This is a genomic window from Thalassotalea sp. ND16A (assembly GCF_000764205.1).
In the GTDB taxonomy this organism is placed as follows: domain Bacteria; phylum Pseudomonadota; class Gammaproteobacteria; order Enterobacterales; family Alteromonadaceae; genus Thalassotalea_A.
Map to the genome: position 1 here is coordinate 56,124 of NZ_JQDZ01000067.1, position 25,372 is coordinate 81,495.

Genomic DNA, 25,372 nt, shown 5'->3' on the forward strand with positions numbered 1-25,372 from the left:
AGTTTTTCCTTTAAGCCTATTGGTGCGGCCAAAGCCGGCCTATATAGAACTGGCCAGCGCAACCTTATTAATTTTGTGACTAGCGCTTCGCTTTTTGTAAATACTCACCCTGTTTTTGCGAAAACTCTTGATAGCGTTGCTGCCAATTAGAGGGTGTTTTTACCTTAATTGCTTCTACCGCGGTCACCTTATATTCCGGACAGTTAGTCGCCCAGTCTGAATTGTCTGTAGTTACCACGTTTGCGCCACTTTCCGGGTGATGAAAGGTGGTATAAACCACCCCTGGCTGCATTTTCTCGGTAATATGCGCGCGCAACACCGTTTCTCCTGCGCGGCTGGCAATACCAACCCAGTCACTTTCATTAATGCCGCGTTGCTCGGCGTCATTCGGATGAATATCTAATCGGTCTTCGTCATGCCAGTGTTGGTTATCGGTGCGTCTGGTTTGTGCACCAACGTTGTACTGACTCAAAATACGACCCGTAGTTAACAACAATGGGTATTTACGACTGGCACGCTCGGTTGTGGCAACAAATTCGGTAACGGCAAATTTGCCCAGGCCAATGGGGAAGTCGTGCAAATGCATGGTTGGCGTACCATTTGGCATATGCTCATTACATGGCCATTGAATGGAGCCAAGTTGCTCGAGCTTTTCATAACTCACCCCGGCAAAACTTGGCGTTAATTCGGCAATTTCCGCCATGATCTCGCTTGGATGCTGGTAATTCATTTCATAACCAAGCGCGTTCGATAATGCCATGGTTGCTTGCCAGTCAGCCATCCCCGCCAATGGCGGCATAACTTGTCGTACCCGGTTGATGCGACGTTCTGCATTGGTAAAGGTGCCGTCTTTTTCTAAAAAGGAAGCGCCAGGTAAAAATACATGGGCATATTTCGCCGTTTCATTTAAGAAAATATCTTGTACCACAATACAGTCCATCGCTTTCAATGCCGCTTGTACATGTTGGGTATTCGGATCAGACTGAGCAATATCTTCGCCCTGACAATATAAGCCTTTGAAGCTACCATCGATGGCGGCGTCAAACATATTGGGTATGCGCAAACCCGGTTCTGCATCAATTTTCACTTGCCACACTTGCTCGAATCGCTCGCGGTTAGCTTTTACCGATACGTGCTGATAACCCGGTAACTCATGGGGAAATGAGCCCATATCACAGGAACCTTGCACATTATTTTGACCACGCAAGGGGTTCACCCCGACCCCTTCCCGACCGATATTGCCGGTAGCAAGTGCCAGATTAGCGATACCCATAACCATGCTCGAGCCCTGGCTATGTTCGGTTACCCCAAGGCCATAAAAAATTGCGCCATTTTTCACGCCAGCATACAAGCGGGCAGCATTACGCAATTCAATGGCATCAATACCGGTTATATCGCTAGTAGTTTCCGGTGAGTGACGCTCATTTTTAATAAATTCAAGCCAGGTATTAAATGCTTGTTGCTGACAACGCTGCTCGATAAAGTCTTGATCGAGCAATCCTTCAGTGGCAATCACATGCGCCATCGCATTGACAAATGCGACATTGGTGCCAGGGCGAATTTTTAAATGGTGATCGGCCTGAATATGGGCGCTTTTCACCAAATCGATTTGGCGCGGGTCAACGACAATAAGTTTTGCCCCCTGACGCAGGCGCTTTTTCATCAACGAACCAAATACCGGATGGGCATCCGTTGGGTTGGCCCCAATCACCATGATCACATCACTTTGCAGTACCGATTCAAACGTTTGTGTACCCGCAGATTCGCCCAATGTGGCTTTTAAGCCATAACCGGTGGGCGAATGACATACCCGAGCACAAGTGTCAGTATTATTGTTACCAAACGCGGCTCGAATCAATTTTTGTACTAAATAGGTTTCTTCATTGGTACAGCGTGAGGAAGTAATGCCACCAATCGAGTCTTTACCATGTTCACTTTGAATATCTTTAAAACGTGTCGCGGCAAAATCTATTGCTTGTTGCCAGCTCACTTGCTGCCATGGTTGGTCAATAGAGTGACGGATCATCGGCGTAGTAATACGGTCTTCGTGAGTGGCATAACCAAAAGCAAACCGACCTTTTACACAGGAGTGGCCCTGATTCGCCTCTCCGCCCTTGGATGGCACCATACGGATCACTTCATTGCCACGCATTTGTGCTTCAAAAGTACAGCCGACACCACAATAGGCGCACGTGGTGATAATACTATGCTCAGGTTGACCTTGCTCAATAACGCTTTTTTCCATTAACGTGGAGGTTGGACACGCTTGCACGCAAGCGCCACAAGAAACGCAATCCGAACTTAAAAAATCGTTATCATTGCCGGCACTGTCGATACCGGTAGACACTTTTGAGTCAAAGCCGCGGCCATCAATGGTTAAGGCAAACGTACCTTGCACTTCTTCACAAGCACGAACACAGCGCGAACACACAATACATTTACTCGGATCGAAACTAAAATACGGGTTGGAGCTATCTTGTTCTGCCGTCAGGTGATTTTCACCACTGAAACCATAACGGACTTCACGCAAGCCCACAGCACCAGCCACATCTTGTAATTCACAATCGCCATTGCTTGGGCAGGTTAAACAATCAAGCGGGTGATCCGAGATGTACAATTCCATGATGTTGCGCCGCAATTTGGCAATTTTTCCGTTTTGCGTGGTAACCTGCATACCTTCCTCCACCGGCGTAGTGCAAGATGCGGGCATGCCACGACGGCCGGCAATTTCTACCACACACATTCGGCAAGAACCGAATGCTTGCAAGTTATCGCTGGCACATAATTTCGGGATATTAATGTCGGCAAGTGCGGCGGCACGAAACACCGAAGTGCCGGCAGTAACGCTGATACTCATGCCATCAATCTCTAGCGTTACTTGCTTATCACTAATAACTTCTGGGGTGCCATAATCCTTTGAAAAATCGACCTTTGAAAAATCGGCTTTACCAAAACCCGCGGTTGCAGGGTCAAAATATTCAACCATGCTAGAAACTTTCATAACTAAAGCACCTCTTTCGCTAGTGAATCTTTTGGCAATAGCTCTTCGCCAAAATATTGCATAATACTCTGCACCGGAAATGGCGTCATACCGCCCATAGCGCATAATGAGCCAACCACCATAGTGTCGCAAAGATCGGCAAGTAACTGCAAGTTAGCATCACTATCCTGGCCGTTAGTGATCTTATCGATGACTTCGATACCGCGAGTAGAGCCAATACGGCACGGCGTACATTTGCCACAAGATTCGACTTTACAAAACTCCATGGCAAATCGTGCTTGTGCCGCCATATCGGCTGTTTCATCAAAAACCACAACGCCGCCATGGCCAAGCACGGCACTTATTGCGGTGAAGGATTCATAATCCAATGGCGTTTGCCATTGCTGTTTCGGTAAATAGGCACCCAATGGGCCACCAACCTGTATTGCTTTTGCCGGTTTAGCCGAATAAGTGCCCTGACCAAATTCAAACACTAATTGCTCTAAGGTGCAGCCAAACGCCAGTTCAACTAAGCCGCCTTGTTTGATATTGCCTGCCAGTTGCATTGGCAGCGTACCGCGCGATCGGCCCATACCAAAATCTTGATAATACTGGCCACCTTTGGCCAAAATTATCGGGATGGTAGCCAAGGTAATAACATTATTGACGATGGTGGGCTGGCCAAATAAACCTTCAATGGCCGGCAATGGCGGTTTCGCTCGCACCATACCACGCTTGCCTTCCAGGCTTTCAAGCAAGGCGGTTTCTTCACCACAAATGTAGGCACCAGCGCCAATACGAAGTTCTAAAGTAAAGCTGTTGTTACTGCCACCTATGTTGTTGCCTAAAAAGCCGGCTTGCTCCGCAAGAGTGATTGCCGCGGTTAATTTTTCCGCCGCTTTTGGATATTCACTGCGCAGGTAGATATAGCCTTGTTCAGCCCCTACCGCCAGGCCTGCGATCACCATGCCTTCAATTAATACATAAGGGTCGGCTTCCATGATCATTCGATCGGAAAACGTGCCGGAATCGCCTTCATCGGCATTACACACTATGTACTTTTCGCTGCCCCTGGCATCGAGTACGGTTTGCCATTTAATGCCCGCCGGGAATGCTGCGCCACCACGGCCACGTAAACCAGATTCTTTGACAATATCGACCAACTCTTGCGAGCAATGTGTTAATGCTTTTTGCAAGCCTTTAAAACCATCATGTTGTTGGTAATCGCTTAATGATAACGGTTCGGTTATGCCAACCCGGGCAAAGGTTAAGCGTTGTTGATTTTTTAAAAATGGAATTTCTTCAGTAAGACCATGCGCTAACGGATGCTTACCAGCATGAATGAAATCGGCTGCAAACAATGATTCAATATCATCAACGGTTACCGGACCATACGCAACACGCCCTTGTGACGTTGCAACTTCCACCAATGGCTCCAAATAAAATAGGCCACGAGAGCCGTTACGTACGACTTCGATTTCAATATCTTTTTGCTTGGCAACATTGCTAATGGCCTGACACACATCATCGGCGCCCATGGCAACGGCGGTGGTATCGTCGGGAATATAGAGTTTAATCGCTGCCATTAGTTTAACTCCACCACATACGTTGTCAGTTTATCTAACAGTTGCGCAAACTTTTCCGCGTTCATTCGACCATAGACTTTATCGGCAACGCGTATCGACGGGGCACAGGCACAATTGCCCAGGCAATACACTGGCTCCAGGCTAAACTGTTGATCTTTTGTGTTTTGGTGGTAATCAAGGTTTAGCGTGTTCTTAACGTGTTGTTCAAGCTCTCGACTGCCCATGGCCTGACAGGCTTCGGCGCGACAAACTTCAATCACATGCGCGCCAACGGGCCTGGTTTTAAAATGATGATAGAAGCTGATCACCCCATGAATTTCGGCTTCCGTCTGGTTTAATGCGCTAGCAATTAGTGCGATTGCCTGTGGCGGAATAAAGCCCAGCGTATTTTGAATATCGTGCAATACTGGCAACAAGGCACCGGGGAGTTGTCGCTTTTGCTCAATAATATCGGCAACGTGTTGTTTTGCCTGTTGATTAAACTCCGTCATGTTAATGCGTTCCTGACAATTTACGGTCATCAAATTTTGTTAGTTTATAGCGATTGAATATTAACGGTTGTTGCCCAAAGACTGTAAGGTTTCGGCAAAATTAGCAGCGCTTTGCTGCTGCTGCTCATGCTGACCATCAACAATCACCCACTGCCCATTGACCATAACATCTTTAATCGGGTTTTGCTGACTGGCAAAAATCATGCTGTCGATAATAAATTGATTTTGATTGGCAAACAGTTTGCTTTGCTGATTATCCAACACCAATAAATCTGCTTGCTTGCCGAGTGCCAGTTCACCGGTATTGCTATTGGTACTCAATGCCCCCGCACGAGCCGTATGTTGCCATAAGTTTTGCCCTACCGATTTTGTATCACTAGTCGCTAAAATGGCCCGCTGCTGCCTGAGCAAGCGTTGTGAGTATTCCAATAACCGTAACTCTTCAATGGCACTAACACTGATATGACTGTCGGAACCAATAGCCACTTGCCCGCCATCGGCCATAAATTGCGTAGTGGGGAAAATACCATCCCCCAGGTTCGCTTCCGTCGTTGGGCAAATTCCAGCTATCGCTTTACTGGCAATCATGCCGGCAATTTCGCTGTCATCAATATGGGTGGCATGGATTAAACACCAGTGTTGGTCGAGCTCGACATTATCGAGTAACCATTGCACCGGGCGCTTGCCATAATGCGCAACACAATCCTGAACTTCTTTTTGCTGCTCAGCAATATGAATATGCACCGGCGCTTTATCATCCAAACTGCGCACATGGCTGACTGCGGCCATTAACGATGCTTTATCTACCGCGCGTAATGAATGCGGCGCAATGCCAACATTGGCATTACCTTGTAGTGCGGCCAGTTCAAAACAGTCGCTAACCAGTTGATTGAATTGTTCAATAGAATTGATAAAACGCTTTTGACCAGCATTAGGCGCAAGCGGTCCAAAACCGCTAAAACGATACATTACCGGCAGCATAGTAATGCCAATGCCACTCACTTTTGCCGCATTAAATACCGCTTTCGCCATTGCCGCCAACTGATTATGAACATCGCCCGATTTTTGATGATGCAAATAATGGAACTCGGCTACGCGGGTATATCCGGCTTTTAGCATTTCGATATAAAGCTGTTTGGCAATAATTTCGGCTTGTTCGGTCGAGATATTATCGAGAAACTGATACATAATTTTGCGCCAGGTCCAAAAACTGTCACCAGACTCACTGCCTTGTTCAGAAAAACCGGCAAAACCACGCTGAAATGCATGCGAGTGGCAATTCACCATACCGGGTAAGACCGCACCCTCGGCAATCTCTGCGTCATCGTATTTACCATCGGTAATGTTGACGAGCACACCGTTATCAATATGCAAGGTTTTGTCTTGTTGCCAGCCGTCGGCTAATAGAATATTTGCGGCAAATAATTTTCTCATCGGTGTAAATCGTCCTGGTGTTGTTTGGGCTGCGGTATCAGTGCGTGTATATTAATTTTATCTGGCGAAGGCAATCATGGTTTCAACCAAGGCTTGTAGTTTTAGCTTTACTTGCCCGGCTAACTCTTGGTTATACTCGTTTGTCGGCTCGTTCAAATAAGTGCGTTGCGATAATTCCAGCTGCAAAGTATGAATGTTTTTTGCTAAATCGGCATACTCTCTGGTGATATAACCGCCTTTGAATCGACCATTGGTGATGGTGGAATAAGGACCAAAATCAATGTCATTGACCGCATCGATTAACTCAGCTGCGCAACTAGTGCCATTATTGGTGCCAAAATTAAAATCTGGCAATTGACCATCAAAAAAACGTGGCACTACTGAGGCAATTGAATGCGCCTCTAATAACACCGCCTTGCCAAATTCGTTTTGCAAGGCTGCCAAAGTCGATTTTAACGCCTGATGGTAGGGTTGCCAGTACAATGCCACCCGACGTTGATTTTCAGGTTCATCAGGTAAACAGCCCTCTTGATATAAGCTTGCAGAGTCAAAACTTGTGGTTGGACATAACTCAGTAGTATCACTGCCCGGATATAAATTAATGCCGGTTGGATCACGATTCAAATCAATCACATAACGATTATAACGAGGCATTAAAATATACGCGCCCAATTCAACCGCAAAATCGTACAATCTATCCATGTACCAGTCGGTATCTTGTACCGACAGACCAACGTCGGTCATTTTGGCTTTAATGTCATCAGGGATGTCTGTGCCGTTGTGCGGCATACTGATTAATAACGGGATACGACCTTTCACTAAGGTATAAGATGAATTGCTCATGACTCTCTCAACGTTTACTGTGCTCAATAACCCAAATTCAGGTTAAGTACAGTATATCAACCTAACTAGTCTCAGCCCAGAAAGTTGTATATACAATTAAATATTAGTGCCAATTTATCATTTTCACCAAGCGCTGGCAAAGTAAATTCTCAGCTGCCGAGATTTTTATAACTTTACTGGTTCGGCGATTAAATTTGCTATTTCTGCTAAGTTTTGTTTTAATGCGCTAACTTTCGAAACGAAACTTGTGCTTTAGCAGTAAATTTCAAACGAAACATGTGCTAAACATTGATTTTTTCATTAACGATACAATAAAAACTATGTCGAAAAGAAATACTCAACAACGCCGTCACAATATTCTTAACCAGGTCACTCACCAGGGTGAAGTTAGTGTTGACGCGTTGGCCGTTGAATTTGAAACATCCGAAGTGACTATCCGTAAAGATTTATCGGCGTTAGAAAAGAGTGGTTTGTTGTTGCGTAAATATGGTGGTGCAATACCGCTACCGAAAGAAATCACCTCGCCAGATCATACTGATAAAGTTTCAACACAAAAATTAGCCATCGCCATCGAAGCGGCAAAACATGTCCGTGATCATAACCGTATTATCGTCGATAGCGGCCGCACAACCGCGGCAATCATTCCAGAACTTGTGCATAAAAAAGGCCTGGTGGTAATGACTAATTCATTATCGATTGCCGATGCACTGAACGCTCTGGAGAATGAGCCAACATTATTGATGACTGGTGGTACCTGGGATAGCAGCTCTGAAGCATTTCAAGGAAAAGTTGCCGAATTAGTACTAAAATCATATGACTTTGACCAATTGTTTATTGGTGCCGATGGCATCGATATTGAGCGCGGTACCACCACGTTTAATGAGCTGATCGGTTTGTCACAAGTGATGAGTGAAGTCGCCAGGGAAGTAATCGTCATGGTTGAGTCTGAAAAAATTGGCCGCAAAATTCCCAACCTGGAATTGCCATGGCAGAGCATCGACACCTTGATCACCGACGACGGTTTATCAAAACAGATGCAATACGAAATTAGCGCGCAGGGGATCAACCTCATCTGTGCACAGATTAAATAAAGAAAAATAAACGAATAGATTAAGGGTTACTATGTGTGGAATAGTAGGTGCTGTAGCACAACGTGATGTCGCAGACATTTTAGTAGAGGGCTTACGCCGTTTAGAATATCGTGGTTACGATTCGGCCGGTGTTGCCGTTATTGGTAATGATAATAACTTACAACGGGTGCGCCGCTTAGGCAAAGTGCAAGAACTTGCCAATGCGCTCACCGAAACACCAACCAGTGGCGGTACCGGTATCGCCCATACTCGTTGGGCAACGCATGGGGTGCCCAGTGAAGCCAATGCCCATCCGCATGTGTCGAGCGACAATATTGCCGTGGTACATAATGGTATCATTGAAAACCATCAGGCATTAAAGCAGCAGTTAAGCGCGCTTGGTTATGTGTTTGTCTCAGAAACCGATACCGAAGTAATTGCTCATTTAGTCCATCATGAATTAAAAACCAGCGACAATTTATTGCAAGCGGCACAAAAGGCCAGCAAGCAATTTGAAGGCGCGTACGGCACAGTGATCATGGACACCAATGATAAAGATCGTGTTGTGGTTGCACGTTCCGGTAGCCCATTAGTCATAGGTTATGGCTTAGGGGAAAACTTCCTCGCCTCCGACATGATGGCGTTATTACCCGTCACCCGTAGATTTTCTTTTCTGGAAGAAGGCGATGTCGCTGAAATCACTCGTTTTGAAGTAAACATCTTCGATAAAGACGGTAACAGCGTCGAACGCGAAATCAGTGAAGCCAGCGTTAGCCACGATGCCGGCGATAAAGGCGAATATCGCCATTACATGCTCAAAGAAACTTACGAGCAACCTACCGCGATTCGTAATACTCTGGAAGGTCGTTTTAGCGACGGTAAAATTAACAGCAATGCCTTTGGCGCCAGTGATCAAGGCGTTAACGCTGATGAAATATTTAAAGACATCGAACACGTGCAAATTATTGCCTGTGGTACCAGCTACCATTCAGGCATGGTCGCCCGTTATTGGTTAGAGCAATACGCCGGCGTAAGCTGTAATATTGAAATCGCCAGTGAATTTCGTTACCGCAAATCGTTCGTGCCGAAAAATGCGCTAATTGTCACCATTTCTCAATCGGGTGAAACGGCAGATACCTTAGCCGCCTTACGGTTAGCCAAAGATTTAGGCTATCGCGCCAGTCTTAGTATTTGCAACGTACCTGGGTCTTCACTGGTTCGTGAGTCCGACTTAGCCTTTATGACTAAAGCCGGTGCTGAAATAGGGGTTGCTTCGACCAAGGCATTTACCACCCAGTTAGTCGGCTTAATGATGATGACGATTGCCATCGGCCAACACAAAGCCATGGATGAAGCTACACAGAAACAGTTAGTGTCTTCATTAATGTCTCTGCCGAACAAACTGGAAGAAGTACTCTCTCTTGCCAGTGAAATCGAAGGCCTGGCCGAAGATTTTGCCGACAAACAGCATTCCTTGTTCTTAGGCCGTGGCGATCAATACCCAATTGCAATGGAAGGCGCGCTGAAGCTGAAGGAAATTTCTTACATTCATGCCGAAGCCTACGCTGCAGGTGAGTTAAAACATGGCCCGTTAGCGCTGATCGATGCCGACATGCCAGTGATAGTAGTAGCGCCACAAAACGATTTAATTGAAAAATTAAAATCCAACGTCGAAGAAGTTCGTGCCCGTGGCGGATTAATGTATGTGTTTGCCGATATTGATGCCAAATTTGCCAGTGACGACACGATGAAGGTGATTAACGTGCCACATTGTGATGAAGCCATCGCTCCAATCGTCTATACCTTACCATTACAATTATTGTCTTATTATGTGGCAATTATCAAAGGTACTGACGTTGACCAACCACGTAACTTGGCAAAATCGGTTACGGTTGAGTAGCAGCTAAGTCGATTTAACCTCTTTTGTCGGCAGACAATAAAGTCTGATCATTTACAATAAAGATTGACCTTTTACAATAAAGATTGATCATTTTTATCTTCCTGTTAAACTACGCCTAACAGGAGGTTTTTATGTCTGACTCAAATAAGCCCTTAAATAGGCAAGATAAAAAAAGGCTTGAACATCAACGAGGTCAAGGGAGTGGAAAAGCATACATCCCATTTGTTCAGGTCGGTGAATTCAGTGGTTCTGGTGAAAGCATCAGAGTAAAAAGTTCAACAGTTGGACGCCTTCACCATTTTCACTCCGGAATCGAGCTTGCTGCTTTTCTTATTTTCGATCGTTCATCTAACATCACAGATATACGAGAACAATTTCCCTTACCTTTAAGTAGCAGCCTAACAATCTGTGAACAACTAGGTATCAAACATCCCCAAGTTAAAGGTGAACTTTACATTGTATCAACGGATTTATTATTGGATTGTAAAAATAATACATCCATAGCTATTGCCGTTAAGCCCGCAGCACAACTAAATGACAAACGAGTATTGGAAAAACTGCAAATAGAGAAAGCTTACTGGGAGAATAAAGGTGTTAAATGGTATATTTTTACTGAATATGAACGTCCCTCTGAATTAAAAATGAACCTTCAGTGGTTACGCTCATTTTTAGATGCTGATACCTCGATCGATTATGAAATCTCAGACGAAGATGTTCAAACTTTGATATCTCGCCTTTCAAATTCATCTACTAAAAAAATAACCAAGCGATGTGGAGAGCTTGATGATGAATATCATCTTTCACCTGGATTTCACATAGAAATATTTAGATTTGCAATTGCTAATAACTTTATAAAAGCGGACCTCAGGCAGCAATATATTAACTGGAAAGTCGAAGATTTAATTTTCGTTGGTCATGAAAAAAATAAAGGAGCACTTGGGCATGTTTCTTAATAAAGTCTATAAAGAGCAACACTCAGAAAAGCAATTTAGAGTTGTCTTCGAATACATAGATTACGTATGGATTATTAGTATAAACGATGAAAGCACCTGGCCAGTAACCCGCGCAACTGAGGAGTTAGAAACACAAATTGCTAACTCTATATTAACCCTTGTTGACGAGCCATTTGAATTAACAACACCAGAGCCGGGATCTAACCAGGAATTTAAAAGAGATGAAGCGTTCATATCTTTAGCCCCACTGCTCCACAACTATCATTGCTTATTTGAAAAAAAATCTAGAAATGTCCTAATTCTAGAAGCTATAAAAGTTTCAGGTAAAAAGCGTATATATATAATTCGGCAACTCCATCGTTACTGGCGAAGGGGCATGTGTCCCAACGCCTTAGCACCCGATTACCATTTGTCTGGAGGAAAGGGAAAAGCAAGAAGAAAGACGGAGAAGAAGCTAGGTAGAAAGAGAACCATATCTGCTGGAATTGGCATTATTGTTACAGAAGATGTCGCGGCCATTTTTCGTTTAGCTATAGATGGTTTTTTTATCAAAAATGACAAGGTTTCAATTACTGACGCACATATAAAAGCCATTAGTATTTTCAAGTCTCGTTATCCAAATGCCGACGCAACAAACATACCTACTCTGAGACAGTTTCGATATTTCTATATCACAAATTACCGAAAAAATGAGGTGGTAAAGAAGAGAGTTCCCGCAAAAATTTATGATAAAGATATCAGAGCATTAACTAGTACCTCGACTTATCTTAATTTTGGCCCGGGGGCTCGCTATGAAATAGATGCAACCATAGGTGACATATATCTTGTTTCTGAAAATGATAGAGAAAAGATTATCGGAAGACCGGTAATTTACATGGTGAAAGATGTGTTTAGTCGCATGGTTGTTGGCCTTTATGTCGGACTAGAAAACCCATCATGGATCTCCGCCATGATGGCTATGTCTAATGCGTTTTTGGACAAGGTAAGCTTTTGCAAAGAGTACGGTATAGATATTGACTCTTCTCAGTGGCCAAGTATAGGCCTTCCTGCGTCGATACTTGCAGATAAAGGTGAACTCTATAGAAGGCAAGCTGATGTTTTAGTAAATGCTTTTAATATACAACTCAGCAATAGCCGATCATATCGCGGTGATGATAAAGGGGGAGTTGAGCGGTATTTCAAAACAATTCAGACAAAATTTAAGCCCTATGTCGAAGGTGTTGTCGAACCTATTAATGGTAAAAAGCGTTTAGGTAAGAGATATGAATTAGATGCAACGCTGACACTTCATTCATTTACGGAGATAATTATCCATTTGGTGATTAATCATAACAATACACAAGTAGTTAAAGGTTATGATTTTTCTTCTGATATGCCAGAGGAGTTGCCCGCTGTACCAATTAAACTTTGGAATTGGGGAATTAAAAACCGCACTGGCCGCTTAAGACCCTGTCAGGAACGTTGGGTAAAAGTTAATTTATTACCTCATGAAAAAGGCACTGTTTCGGAACTCGGTATAAAATTTAAAGGAATGTATTATACCTGCTCGGAAGCGCTTCAAAGAGGGTGGTTTGATCGGTTCAAACAAAAAAGGCCTAAAAAGGTTGAAGTTGGTTTTGACCCAAGGCGTACAAACTTAATTTACCTTCGTCCAAATAACGATTATAAGGATTACTGGATATGTGAATTGGCCGATAGAAGCCGAAGATATGCGGGGCTGTGTTTTGTGGATGCCGCTGGAATAAGAAAAGAAGCCAAAGAATCAGAAGCAATGGCTAAACAAACACAAAACTATGTTGCTCCAGATTTGCAGGTAAAAATAGAAGAAATTGCATCTCGAGAACAAAATAAGAAGGTAAAATCATCAAACTTAACTAAGTCACAAAAACTTGCAGGAATATCAGAAAACAGGCGTGAAGAAAAAGATCTGGAACGTGATCAAAGAAGCATTAATTTAAAGCCTGAACAAGCTGAAGCTAACTCAGCGGATATCGTTGAACTAAATTCAAATAAAAAACCAGACAAGATCAAATACCCTTCACTAGAGCAGTTTTTCGAGGATGACGATGAATAACATTCCAGAAGCCAAGTATATTGCCCCCGAAATTGAAGAATATAGTAATCATCCGCTAATAAATGCGCTGCCCGCTATTAATAGCCCTAAGGATACCGCTAAGTTTTTAAATCTCCTTCCTAAGGTCGGTGAAAGTGAAAAAGCCTTGCCGGGATACTTGCGAAGACACGCCATGATGCGAATATTGGATGGCTTTCTATATCCGACCAGCGCACATCTTCAACTTGAACAGATGATATCTAGCATGATTAGGCGTGGATATTTAAAGCGAAGCATAGCATCACCAAGCTTTCATCGAAATTTAAATGATATATCTAGGGTAGACTTTAGGGCTATAGCAAGAAACAAAACTAATACTGTTTTTTCAAGCTCCGTTATAGGTTGTTCTGGCACAGGGAAAACTACAGCGATAGAAGCTATCTTAAGAAGCTATGAAAATCAAGCCATATTCCATCCGGAATACCAGCATATACAATTGGTTTGGTTAAAAATTGACTGCCCTCATGATGGTTCAGCCCGCAGCTTATGTATTCATTTTTTTAGAGCTGTGGATAATGTTCTTAATACTGAATATGAACAGCTTTATGTAAAAGCGCGCTCATCCGCAGAATCGATGTTAGGAGATATTGCCAGAATTGCCGCACTACATTCTATAGGTTTACTAGTAATTGATGAAATACAGCATTTACAGGTAGCAAAGTCTGGCGGAGTGGAAAAGCTTTTAAACTTTTTCGTCACCTTGAATAACGTGATTAAAGTACCAGTATTGCTTGTAGGAACCCCAAGTGCCTTGAGCTTATTTTCACCAACGATGAGATCTGCAAGAAGAGCTGCCCAAATAGGGTATATCCAATGGGATCGCTTTACTAAGTCGCAATCTCAAGAAGATGAAGAAGATTGGGATAAATTTATTAAACGACTCTGGAAATTACAATGGTTTGCCGAACCGGTAGAACTTACAAACCAATATAAAGAGTTATTTTGGGAATATACACAAGGTATTCCCCATATAGCGGTTACCTTATTTTATTTGATCCAATGTAGGGCCGTTGCCAGTGGATATGAATATTTTAATTTGGATTTAGTTACCGATACTTATAATGAAGAGCTTTCGATTATTCACCCCATGATTAAAGCGCTTCAAAGTGGCAGAAAGTCAGAGATCGATAATTTCGGTGATCTGCAAATTACCGTAGAAAACGTACCAGCACTTGCTTCTGAACAAATTAAATTAATTGAAGATGTTCCAGAGGAAAGCCACCACGATAATTTTAGTGCTCTTGTAGAAATGCTGATTAAGGGAGGGATTGGCAAGGATCTAGCGCCTTTAGTAGCGCGCCAAGCCATAGAAGAAAAGCCTAAAGAAGATTTATTTGGCCTAGTGGCTCATATCAAATCGTTACAGGATAAGCCTATAGATTTGGGAAGACCAAGCAACAAAAAGAAGCAAAAACTCCAGCCGAAATTCATGATCCAAGATCTTCGACAGTTTCACAGCTCCGAACCATTGGGCACCTATAAACACTTGAAGCAGGAAGCGATTATTTTGGATATTTCACCTTATCTTTAAAAAACTAACACTTATTGTAAGCCGATTATCTAACGTTAATGAGAATTCTAGACTAGCTCATAAAGATTGGTGTGTGTATCCCGCACACCTCCTGCTCTCCACCTGTTAGTGCCGGAGCAAAACCGCAGTTATTTGCCGCAGAATAATTAGAAAAAAGTATATAAAATGACCGTTGCATTCGAAATGGTTATAAAAGGTGAATTTAATATGATCTTTTTATTGTGTCGGTTTCTTTGGGTTAGGAAATCTTAGCTTCCTTCCTAATTTTGAGTTCCCAAGTGAGTTTTGGCGAAGGTACGGAGAGCAAACTTTGTCGCAACAATGACAAAAAACGCTGTAAGAATTGGTTTTAGTCTCAAGTTTGATTTTGGTAGGGAAAGATTTCCGCTTTTCAATGAGTAAATCACATAATGATATTACCTTGGAACCCTTATGCGTCACTTTTTGCTTTAATCGCTCTCGGTAACGCTTTTGTCTTGCAGCATGATTGATACGGCCTTGATAGGTGCTTTGGTAGCGTTTTCCAGCTCTTTGGCGAGCCTTTAACGACATAATTGGTGAACAGTGCTTGCAGTACCTGTTTCCTCTATCACAACGGCGACAAATGATAATGATAATGATAGAATGACAGCATAAGCAGCTATATTGCCTTGAGCTATCTTGCATACGGCCACCAAAACCTTGATCTAAAAATCAGTTTGTATTTCTACCTGGAAAAATGTTAACCATTTATTTGTTGATACCTTTAACGTACTAACTTCTGACATTATCTAACGGCTAACAGCGAAGAAATATTAATTTGTGGTTTAAGGATATAGCTAAGATTTTGAATAATTCAAAAATATAAAATTTTACTGGCCCAGAAGGGAATAATTTAATATTCGGCAAATAGTGGCGGTTTTAGATCGGCGTTAACACCACCAAATATGCTAGCCAAACTTTAAAAACCTACTTCACAAACTAGTTAGCAAAAAATATCTATAAATTAGGTTCACAAAGCAAGTTCTTCTCTTTGCTGATAGGGCTGTTCAAATTTTACTCGGTCATACAAAACTAGAAAGCACAGTGCGCTATCTGGGTATTGAAGTTGATGATGCTCTTGAACTTCCTGAAAAACGTCAAGAACGATAGACAATTAAAAGGTCAGGTCCAGGAAGGCATGAACGCTTCTGCCACTTTGCTGACGGTTTGGATTGGGCTATCAGGTTTCAACCAACGCACAAATGCCCACTCGGTGTTTCGGAAGAAAATAGATCGATTTCCCTTAAGCAGACATTTGAAACATTAAATCCCTGGCTTATCTACTTATTCGATTTCGTTCTAAAAACAGGGTGTGTTTGGCGACGAGATGCCAGGCCTGATCCGTCCCTTCAGTGCCATCAACCGCTATTCAGCTAGTTGCCTTTATTTTTAACTTGTTCTACTAAGCAGACGTTGGCCTTTGCGAGCATAACGGTAATTTTGAGCATAAGGATACACCAAACTATTGTGAGCCATTATAATATTTTACCGAGGTTTTATGCTCGCTTGTGGGGCTGGTTTAAGCTCATAGCCGTCATTCATATTAGGCTCTTAAAATTTTAGAATCCTTTTAGCTGTCTTTGTTACAACTTTTCTTTTAAGTAATCTAAAAATAACCTAGTTTTAATTGGCATAAATTCACTATTGGGATAAAAACCCCATAGTTGCATCTCATCTGATTGTAACTCAGGAAGTATTCTTACTACTTTCCCTTGTTCCAACTCTTTTTGAATATATATCGTTGGTGCAAAAGTAACTCCCATACCACGTACAACGGCATACACTAGCGCTTCAAAGTGATCAGAAACAAAACTGTAATTAGATAAAGTACACATCTGGCCGTTATCTAGTTCTAATCGGCCAGCTTTACGGTAATAGTTACTTAAAACCATTTTATGTTCACTTAGATCTTCAAGTTTTGTTATTTTTTTATGTGTTTCTAGGTATTCAGGAGAAGCAAATAATCCCAACTTATATGAAATTAAATTTGTACCGCAGTGTGCTGTAGAGTTAAATTCATCCAGTTTTCGGCAAAGCACCAAATCACTATCTAAGTCAGGTTGATTGCCTGTAGGAAGAACAGTTAGCTGAATTTTAACTAAAGGGTATAACTTTAAAAACTCTTCTATATGAGGCATTAAAATGGTACTTCCTATAGCAAGTGAGGCGGTTACTTTCAATAGGCCAGAAGGGTGCAAAGCACTTTGTTGAGTTTCAATAATCATGCTATCGAATTGACGAAGCAAAGCGTGTGCTTTGGGTAAAAATTCAGCCCCCACCTCAGTTAAATTAACTTGTCTTGTTGTTCGAATAAATAAGGATAGCCCTAGTTGTTTTTCTAGCCAATCTATACGTTTACTCATGGCTGATGCTGTAATCTCAGCTATATTTGCAGCTTCAGTAAAGCTGCCATGCTTTTCTAACAGACAAAAGCTCTTTGTTGCAGTTAACCAATCCATATTAATTCCTATCAAGACCAAATGCTTTGCCTATCATACCATTTTTGTTCTTCATGATTCACAATAAACTACCTTGCCTGATTATCCCATTCAATTTGATTTTATGTATTTATTCTTAGCCATACTTATGTTGTCCTGTGCTCAGTTTGGTAGTCAGATATTTTTTCCTGCATTACCCAGTATTGCTGAGCAATTTGCTATTAGTAATAATAATGCACAACAAATTATGATGTTGTACTTCGTTAGTTTTGGCATGTCTCAATTAGTTTTTGGGCCTTGGTCAGATAGTGTAGGCAGACGAAAAGTCTTTTTAGCAGGCCAACTACTTTTCATTATCGGTTGTTTGTTATCAGCATTTGCAACTTCTCCTTCTATATTAGCAATTGGCAGGCTGTTACAGGGGCTAGGTGCAGGTGCGCCATTAATTGTTAGTAGAACTTTGTTGAGTGATATTTTAGTTGGGAATAAATTGAAACAAGCTACCGCTAGTTTAGCTATTGCTGCAAGCCTTTTCTCTGTATCTGCACCTCTACTAGGGGGATGGTATGTTGATAGTAATGACTGGCAGAGTTTATTTTTGTTTATGACATTTTACTTGTCAGTTATATGGGTTGTCGGCTTTAAGTTGTTGCCTTGTGCATCAGTTAAGACAATATTACCTTCCCCAACAATAATTCTTATAGAGTATGGAAAGTTGATACGTGATAGCCGATTTATAAATGCATCTTCATTTAAGTGGTTGCCCAGCATTTTGTATTTAACTTGTGTTACCTATTTCCCTTTTGAATTTCAAAATAAATTAGTAGTTTCAGCGAAAGAGTACGGCTTCTACATGTCCCTTTGTCTATTTGGCTTAGTTCTGGGTACTTTATTGGGGAAGCTTAGCCAGAAATTTTTGTCACATCAAAATATTTTAGCTCTTTTTTGGCCGTTACTTTTACTATCAGGTGTGGGATTTTATTCACTATCATTTTCAGCGGCTAATATGCTTATTTGTTATGGGGTATTCTTAATTTGTACAGGTGCCTATTATCCTATCTGCTTACAGTTAATTATTGAGCCATTTCAAGAAAAAAAAGGGACTGCATTTGCATTATCAGGAGCTATAGATATGTTTGGTTCTGCTTTGGTAGCTTCTATTGTTATAAAGTATTGCCTAACGGATATGCAATCACTCGGTGCTTTATTTATACTTGCTGCTTTGTTACTAGCAATAAGTTGGTGTTTTTTGTTTAAATTCCCCAAAAGAAAACATAAGCAATATTATATTTATAGTTCCAAATAGCCATCACAAACCATAAGAACTTAATATTTCAGGAGCTTATAATGATAATTGTTAAAACAGAAAGGTTGTATATTCGTAAAGTAGTGAAACCTGATACTAAAGACTTGTATAAGATTTTGGCTGACCCTGTTGTAATGAAGTATTCAACTATAGGTGTTCACTCTAACGAACAAATTTTTGAATATGTTGAAAACTGTCAAAAGCAATATGCTTTGAATGGTTTTGGGCATTGGGCTATTTATAACTTAGATGATGAGTTTATTGGGCTTTGCGGACTAAATAAACATAGGGTCGATGAAAGTGATGTTATTCACATAAATTATCGTATTACTAAGGAACATCAGGGTAAGGGGTATGCTGTCGAATCAACACTTGGTGTACTAGATTTTGCTAAAAATTCGCTAAAGCTTAAGTCAATATACGCACTTATAGAGCCTGAGAATATTAACTCTGCAAAAGTAGCGGCTAGGTCAGGATTTCAATTTATCAAATCTTCTGTATTTCGTAATATTAAAATTGACGTATATAGAGCTTCATTATAAAAAATTATACCTCTACTAGTTTAATTACCTTGATTCAGAGTTTAAGAATAGATCTTAAATGGACTTTTTGATAACTCAAATGCTTCTGTATTTTAGAAAAGACGTGTCGCTTTGACTTAAGTCTCTATGACCGCTTTGGTGGCTCAAGAGCCTGTCAGGATAAAGATAGGTTTATGTATTCTTAACCAACAAAACTTCAAATGGTAATTCGTCACATATATTGTCAGTGAAGCAAGCTCGAACGGCTGCTATGCAGCAAAATGAAAGAATAATAGAAATTACTTGAGGGGCTGTTGATCGCTCACAGCAGCCTGTGAGCCTTTGAATACATTACGTTAAATTGCAATCGGTCTCAAGTGCCCCATGAGCTGTCCATTAGCAATTTCTAATGTACAATATTTAGATAACCGATAACGCTTGCGCGTTTTGTTAGGTGTTTACACTGTAACATGCTGAGTACTACCTTTAAATTGCGAAACTAGTTTAGCTAGATCTTTGTTGTTCTCACTTGAATAGACGTATTGCTTAGCTGCAAGTATGCTGCGTTTATTTAGGTTGTCTGTATCTTTCTCGTCAAGTTGTACGGCCGTCATGTTGATTAGATCGTATTCACTCTTCGAATAATTTGCAGATGGCGAAAAAATTAGAAGCAAGTCAGAGCTTAGCGGCAGTGTGACCTCGGAAACAGGGTGAAACGGGCCTATTTGGGAATTAAGTTCTCGATATTTTTCTGGGGCTTGGAAAAATACTGGGTTGTCTGAAGTTACAAACGACATTCCTTTTGCTGGCATAGCAAAATGCCAAACTTTTCCCATTAGGTTAATTGCGCCTTCCTGTGCTGTTGCCAGCATTGCCTTGAGGCTGACAAATGACTCTATATCAATATTAATCTTACCTTGCTTGTATAGGCTGTCTATTGAAACAGGTAGGGTTCCATCTTTTCTCGCTTTATCTACTTGATGGGATAGTCCTATTTCTACAACCTTTCTATACATTTCTTCAATGCCATTCCGGAAATTGGGCACCCTTGTTAATTGCATTGCTGTGAAGAAGCTTAAAACCGCTTTCTCATCTTCACTGATAATAACCTTCTCGGCATTATTTAGACTGTTGATCTTTTTAATTATTCTTGGCGTTTTGTCTTCAATTTCATGGAAAGCATTTTCCATAGTTTCTTTGTCGGTAGAGCCATCTTCATTTTTTTGCGCGTAGTATTGAAATTCAGAGCAAATTCTATTTACAGACTTAGGTCGTTTAAATATTTCACCTGTATTTTTATCATATTGCCAAATAAGAGATTTCTCACCAGGTATTGTAAACCCTCGAAGATAACCCCTTGGTACGTAATGTTGGTTATCTTTATCCATGTTGGGAGCTTCCTTTACGCCTAACGCCATGATAAGAGGCGTATTAATGTTGGCTAAAATTTGTGAGAAACGAACATCTAGCCAACTTTAAGACGTCCATCCACTTAATCATCTTGTTAGAGTTACTTACTCATATCCTGTCGTATGCCTTTGTTTTATATCTTGAACACTTTCACCATATAAAGCTTGTACGCTTGAAAAATCGACCTCGACTTCCGGTTTTATGAGTTCTAGTAATATTTCGTTTTCATTGTTGGAATAACTAATAAGCTTTCCGAAGTTTTTTAGCCTCTTTAAATCTATCTTTGTTTTGGCATATGTTGGAAAGTTTTCTAAGAAATCATTAAGTTCAGTGATTATATGGTCAGTTAATTTAATACATCTTTCAGTAACATCAATTAAAGCAACTAACCCTGCACTTCCAAAAGCTTGTTCAGCTTCTTGTGCAGTGATATTGGCAAAAGCTTTATTTCCGTATGTACCTAATATCGCTTGCTTAAATGCTTCGTTAATTTCGTTTCTCTTTTCCCACATATGCAAAAGCGCATTGTAGTTTCCGATCATGGCATTGATTCGAGGAATTTGTGCCCATTTGTGTGGTTGTTTTTGATGCTCTTCTTCGGAAGGAACGATAAAAGCTAAATCTTGATAATTTTCTGATACTGGTTCGGATTTCATTAGAATACTTGGAATTGATGCCAACCGTTGAACAGGGTTAGCTTGCAACTGTTTGTGATAATTGCTTTTAATCGCAACTAGCGATGACCTTGCTCTTTCAACATCTAATGTCCACTTATTCGCTGCAATTAGTTTATCTTTTTCTAATTTAAGGCTTTCTTGTCTCCCAAGTGCTAGATGAGCGATAAAAGCGCCCAATAATGCAGTGAAAAATGCACTTGCGATTGGAAAAATATAATCTTTGAAATAATTAGGTTCTTGTTTCAAGCTTTCGATAGCTGAAACTATCATTTCCGTTTCTTGATGCACGATATTCCCTTGTAGCTCTAACAGCTTAATAAGAAGAAAAACCTGCATTTGCTGTGTAAAAATGTAGATTTTGTATATAGCGCCAATGACGCATTATTCGCGTGATACGGCCGTTGGCAGTTTTAATTATTTGTAAATCTACAATACATGATGTTATTGTAATTGCACAAGTTTTTTAGTGGCCGTCACCGACCGCTTAGAGCTGATAACGAGACATAGAAAGGGAAATTCCATGAAAAATATTGATGCCATTAATACTGGTGCTCTGTGGCAAAAAAACACGCGCCATAATTGATGAATAATATAAAAGCTTTATTAATTTTAATTGTGCCATTTATAGTCGGGTTGTTTTTCAAATTAGTATTTAAAAAAACTAACCTCTATATCAAAGCCATATTGGTTTTATGGCCTTTTATTCCTGTTTATATAGTAGATACAAACTATATATTGCTTTTTGGTCCTCCTACTGATGCCCCTATGACAGCGGTTTTATATTTTACTTTTTCAATTCCTTCGGCATTTATCGGGCTATATGCCTATAGCTTAAATATTGAAGAAATGATGTCCAAAAAGAAGAATAAAGATTAACGACTATAAATGGCACTAAACCGCTCCTCGCGGTAGGGGCGCTCCTTTTCTAGCCCCGTTATTTCTCAAATCATGACTATCTTTTCTACGCTTATCGAGCGAGGTATTTTCCTCGTTTGATAGGAGTAATTAAGATGAAAATTTCTACTTATTTTGACCCAGCCCTTCGCCAACGCATGAACGATGATATGAATGTGCGTAAGCTCTCTGCAAAAACACAAATAGGCTACATCCGAGCCATTAATCGACTGTGTGAATATTTACATCATTCGCCTACAACCATTACCCGTGAAGAATTGCGTCAATTTCAACTGTATTTGGTGAACGACGGCGCAACGGGTGCCACCATTAACGGCATTATTGCAGGCTTGCGGTTTTTGTATCAAATCACGTTGGATAATACACACGTCGTGTCCAAGTTACATACCATACCCATAGCGCGTAACTTACCTGTGGTGCTAAACCTTGATGAGGCAAAGCGCTTTCTTGCGGCCGCGGTGCATCCAAAATACAATGCCGCCTTTTCAGTGGCCTATGGTGCTGGGCTTCGCGTCAGCGAAGTGGTCTCACTGAAAGTCAGTGATGTAGACAGCGAACGTATGGCCTTGCGTGTTGAACAAGGTAAAGGTGGTCGAGACAGGTACGCCAAATTATCGCCAGCGTTGCTTGAGCATTTGCGCAATTGGTGGTGCTTTGCCAATAAACATGGGCAAATGTATCGCGAGGGTTGGTTGTTTCCAGGCCTTGATCCCATTAACCACATGTCGGCTCGACAATTAAGTCGAATATGCGTAGAAACCGCTAAACAAGCAGGCATTGATAAAAAAATATCTATGCACACGCTGCGTCACTATGTGCCCTTCTTGACTATGTCTTGTAGAGCCACAATAAGTTGGTTTTACTGGCAAACAAGCAAGGTAGTAACGACATAGTCTGGTCTCTTTTGATCAGATCTGCATAGAGGTCCTGTCCATAATACAGAGTATTAGCAATGACAAATTGGCTGTACATTAAAAAAAGGGATTATATCGACCAGTTAATAGTCTATTGAGCTTTCTTAAACAACCTCTGAACGAAGAAATTATGTCTGGTATTCGGGTGACGTTACGTTCGCGAGGCCAGTAATTTCAGGGCCTGTCTGCCGTATACTTCACGTTAACCGACATAGTCAGGAAGGGCACATAGTGGCGTAGGCTGTGCATAGATACATTTTTCCTGATCCCTGCATCGAAGGCCGTTGCTTTGCAAATTCGACTGAGATGTCTGGCGGTCATATGGTTGATGGGATTGAGTCCTGGAAATAACCAGCCATTTTTGAACATCTGCCCATGTTTATTGGCGAAGGACCACCAATTGCGCAGGAGTTGAAGTAACGCTGGGGATAGCATCGCATACCGATCTTTGCTGCCTTTGCCTTGCTCCACCCGCAACACCATACGCTTACTGTCAATATCACTTACTTTCAACGCAACTACTTCGCTTACCCGTAACCCCGCACCATAAGCAACCGCCAGTGCGGCTTTAAATTTGGGATGGGGTGCGGCTTGGATAAATCGCCTGGCTTCATCAAGATTTAAGACGACAGGCAAGGTACGAGCAACCGATACGGTACTCATTTTGGCGACAACCTCAGGCTTGTTTAATGTGGTTTGGAACAAAAATCGAAGACCTGTGAGGGTGGCATTGATGGTGATCCCTGAATCCCCGTTATTGACCATAAAGAGCTGAAACTCACGCAGTTCTTCGTCGGTTGCCGTTTCTGGTGAATGTTGCAGATATTCACATAGCTTATTTATCGCTCGGATGTAGGCAATTTGGGTTTTGGTGGCCAGTTTGCGCATCGTCATATCGTCGTTGATCCGTTGGCGAAGGGCATTGTCAAAATGAATTGAAATGTTCATGTTAATTACTCCTAGCTAGATGAGGCGAAATACCTCAACGCTAAGGGTAGAAACAATACAGGTTATCGGTGGGAATACAGGGCTAGAAAAGATCCCCATTACCGCGGGAGCGGTTTAGTTCAAAGTGGTAATTGTTACCATTAGGGAAGCAAGCTCGAACGTCAGCTATAGGGAAAAAGTGATTAAAATCAGAAGATGCTTGTGCGGCTGTTGATCGCTCTTATGCGACCGTCGCAGCTATTGTTTATTTATACAAACACAATACATGATGTTATTGTAAAAACACAAGTTTTAAGTGGTCACGATCGACCGCAGTGAGCGAAACAGCAGACATTGGAAGTAACTTTGAAAATATGGGTATTAACCAGAAACAAATAAAAAGAGGCCGATTATCGACCTCAGTATTATTAGCTTGCTGATACTTGCAGATGGAGATGCAATCCGCAGGCGTTAGCTGCTTTCACGGCAGTTTTTAAACTAATTGAAAGGTTTTCAGGATCTAAAACCCTTTCAACCACTGAACGACTAGTTTGCATAGTTTTGGCAACATCACTCTTAGATAGGTTCTGTTCTTTCATTGCTTGTTGCATCTTCCATGACAAAACTTCTTTCATCGCTTTTAATTCAACTTCTTCTTTGATACCTTCTTCTTGTAAGAAGTCATCAAAACTCGCCCCTATAGGCATAGTACGCCTCCTTAAATATTTTTCATTCTACGTTTAGCTAAATCCAAGCCTTCAGGTGGTGTTTTTTAGATTTTTTAATAAACCCATGAAGAAGCACCATCTTTTCACTATGCACTGTAAACAGCACTCTAGCTATTTTTTAATGAGGTCAATTCTCGCTTCCCATAAATTAGCCTCCATTTTTCTAACCACAGGCATGCCAATTGCATATTCCGGAGCATCGTGAACAGTCATTCCGGCCCATCGTGAACACCTATTCTGGTTTAACGTGAACAGTCATTCCGGTTTCATCGTGAACACTTTTTCATGATTTTCCGGAATCGGTGTTCACGATAAACCGGAATCAATTTTAACGCATTGATAATTAACTATTTTTGTTAGTCTAAAGCTATCTTTTTTGAATTAGGATAGACAATGGCTACACCAAGGATAACAATGCGAAAAATAAGAGAAGTATTACGACTTAATTTCGATGCCCGGTTAAGTATTCGAAAAATCAATGCCAGTACAAAAATCAGTGTTGGTGCGATCCAAAAGCTGTTAACTAAAGCCAGAGAGTTAAGGCTTGGTTGGCCATTGCCTGACGATATGAATGATGGTGAACTGGCAAAGCTTTTTTATCCTCAAGCCGATAT

General features: G+C 41.4%; 19 protein-coding genes and 1 pseudogene. 10 read left to right on the top strand and 10 right to left on the bottom strand.

The annotated features are described in order from the left end of the window. Nucleotides 1-79: 79 nt before the first annotated feature. From fdhF to hutG, 5 genes are read right to left on the bottom strand one after another with little or no spacing between them, the layout of a single operon-like run. Complete coding sequence (gene fdhF / locus ND16A_RS08675; RefSeq protein WP_235282114.1) at nt 80-3,001, bottom strand: formate dehydrogenase subunit alpha; 2,922 nt, start codon at nt 2,999-3,001, stop codon at nt 80-82. Between the two features lie 2 nt (nt 3,002-3,003). Continuing rightward, nucleotides 3,004-4,566 (bottom strand): formate dehydrogenase beta subunit, encoded by a 1,563-nt coding sequence (locus tag ND16A_RS08670; RefSeq protein WP_033077733.1) that lies wholly within the window; start codon nt 4,564-4,566, stop codon nt 3,004-3,006. Beyond that, on the bottom strand, nt 4,566-5,057 hold the full coding sequence (locus ND16A_RS08665) for a formate dehydrogenase subunit gamma (protein WP_033077734.1): 492 nt from the start codon (nt 5,055-5,057) through the stop codon (nt 4,566-4,568). Before ND16A_RS08665 ends, ND16A_RS08670 begins: the two co-directional genes overlap by 1 nt. 60 nt (nt 5,058-5,117) lie before the next feature. Further along, nucleotides 5,118-6,491: a formimidoylglutamate deiminase gene (locus ND16A_RS08660; protein WP_033077735.1), complete on the bottom strand. Its 1,374-nt coding sequence runs from the start codon at nt 6,489-6,491 to the stop codon at nt 5,118-5,120. Nucleotides 6,492-6,548: 57 nt separating this feature from the next. Next, the gene (hutG, locus tag ND16A_RS08655; RefSeq protein ID WP_033077736.1) at nt 6,549-7,334 is read right to left on the bottom strand and encodes an N-formylglutamate deformylase; all 786 of its coding nucleotides are present in this window, start codon (nt 7,332-7,334) and stop codon (nt 6,549-6,551) included. A 320-nt stretch (nt 7,335-7,654) separates the two neighbouring features. Between hutG and ND16A_RS08650 the strand changes: the two genes are divergently transcribed. From ND16A_RS08650 to ND16A_RS08630, 5 genes are all read left to right on the top strand, one after another. After that, on the top strand, nt 7,655-8,425 hold the full coding sequence (locus ND16A_RS08650; RefSeq protein ID WP_033077737.1) for a DeoR/GlpR family DNA-binding transcription regulator: 771 nt from the start codon (nt 7,655-7,657) through the stop codon (nt 8,423-8,425). Between the two features lie 31 nt (nt 8,426-8,456). Beyond that, entirely contained in the window at nt 8,457-10,304 is a 1,848-nt protein-coding gene (gene glmS, locus ND16A_RS08645) for a glutamine--fructose-6-phosphate transaminase (isomerizing) (RefSeq protein ID WP_033077738.1), read from the top strand. Nucleotides 10,305-10,435: 131 nt separating this feature from the next. Beyond that, nucleotides 10,436-11,257: a heteromeric transposase endonuclease subunit TnsA gene (locus ND16A_RS08640; protein WP_033077739.1), complete on the top strand. Its 822-nt coding sequence runs from the start codon at nt 10,436-10,438 to the stop codon at nt 11,255-11,257. Further along, on the top strand, nt 11,247-13,331 hold the full coding sequence (locus ND16A_RS08635) for a Mu transposase C-terminal domain-containing protein (RefSeq protein WP_033077740.1): 2,085 nt from the start codon (nt 11,247-11,249) through the stop codon (nt 13,329-13,331). The genes ND16A_RS08640 and ND16A_RS08635 overlap by 11 nt, the downstream gene beginning before the upstream one ends. Next, nucleotides 13,324-14,901: an ATP-binding protein gene (locus ND16A_RS08630; protein ID WP_033077762.1), complete on the top strand. Its 1,578-nt coding sequence runs from the start codon at nt 13,324-13,326 to the stop codon at nt 14,899-14,901. The genes ND16A_RS08635 and ND16A_RS08630 overlap by 8 nt, the downstream gene beginning before the upstream one ends. 1,604 nt (nt 14,902-16,505) lie before the next feature. Here ND16A_RS08630 and ND16A_RS08625 read toward each other — a convergent pair. After that, on the bottom strand, nt 16,506-17,381 hold the full coding sequence (locus ND16A_RS08625) for a LysR family transcriptional regulator (protein ID WP_033077742.1): 876 nt from the start codon (nt 17,379-17,381) through the stop codon (nt 16,506-16,508). A 73-nt stretch (nt 17,382-17,454) separates the two neighbouring features. On the opposite strand from ND16A_RS08625, the gene ND16A_RS08620 reads away from it, so the two are divergent. Together ND16A_RS08620 and ND16A_RS08615 are read left to right on the top strand one after the other, a co-directional pair. Then, a complete protein-coding gene (locus ND16A_RS08620) occupies nt 17,455-18,666 on the top strand; it encodes an MFS transporter (RefSeq protein ID WP_200880833.1) in 1,212 nt (403 codons plus the stop codon). A gap of 41 nt (nt 18,667-18,707) precedes the next feature. Then, the gene (locus ND16A_RS08615) at nt 18,708-19,208 is read left to right on the top strand and encodes a GNAT family N-acetyltransferase (protein WP_033077744.1); all 501 of its coding nucleotides are present in this window, start codon (nt 18,708-18,710) and stop codon (nt 19,206-19,208) included. Nucleotides 19,209-19,645: 437 nt separating this feature from the next. On the opposite strand, the gene ND16A_RS08610 is transcribed toward ND16A_RS08615, so the two are convergent. Next, nucleotides 19,646-20,575, bottom strand: coding sequence for a DUF4238 domain-containing protein (locus tag ND16A_RS08610; protein WP_160173512.1), 930 nt, complete (start codon nt 20,573-20,575; stop codon nt 19,646-19,648). 126 nt (nt 20,576-20,701) lie between these two features. After that, a complete protein-coding gene (locus tag ND16A_RS08605) occupies nt 20,702-21,562 on the bottom strand; it encodes a hypothetical protein (protein WP_033077763.1) in 861 nt (286 codons plus the stop codon). A gap of 294 nt (nt 21,563-21,856) precedes the next feature. Here ND16A_RS08605 and ND16A_RS08600 point away from each other — a divergent pair, with 294 nt between their 5' ends. Further along, nucleotides 21,857-22,150, top strand: a complete 294-nt coding sequence (locus ND16A_RS08600; RefSeq protein ID WP_033077746.1) for a hypothetical protein — start codon at nt 21,857-21,859, stop codon at nt 22,148-22,150. A 134-nt stretch (nt 22,151-22,284) separates the two neighbouring features. Beyond that, nucleotides 22,285-23,082 (top strand): tyrosine-type recombinase/integrase, encoded by a 798-nt coding sequence (locus tag ND16A_RS08595; protein ID WP_052073102.1) that lies wholly within the window; start codon nt 22,285-22,287, stop codon nt 23,080-23,082. A 195-nt stretch (nt 23,083-23,277) separates the two neighbouring features. Here ND16A_RS08595 and ND16A_RS08590 read toward each other — a convergent pair whose 3' ends face one another. Together ND16A_RS08590 and ND16A_RS08585 are read right to left on the bottom strand one after the other, a co-directional pair. Beyond that, complete coding sequence (locus ND16A_RS08590; protein WP_052073103.1) at nt 23,278-24,051, bottom strand: tyrosine-type recombinase/integrase; 774 nt, start codon at nt 24,049-24,051, stop codon at nt 23,278-23,280. A 407-nt stretch (nt 24,052-24,458) separates the two neighbouring features. Next, nucleotides 24,459-24,737 carry a helix-turn-helix domain-containing protein gene (locus ND16A_RS08585; RefSeq protein ID WP_033077747.1) on the bottom strand — a complete coding sequence of 93 codons (279 nt, stop codon included), beginning with the start codon at nt 24,735-24,737 and terminating at the stop codon, nt 24,459-24,461. Between the two features lie 414 nt (nt 24,738-25,151). Here ND16A_RS08585 and ND16A_RS08580 point away from each other — a divergent pair. After that, nucleotides 25,152-25,372, top strand: a pseudogene (locus tag ND16A_RS08580) (IS21 family transposase); the annotation flags it as partial.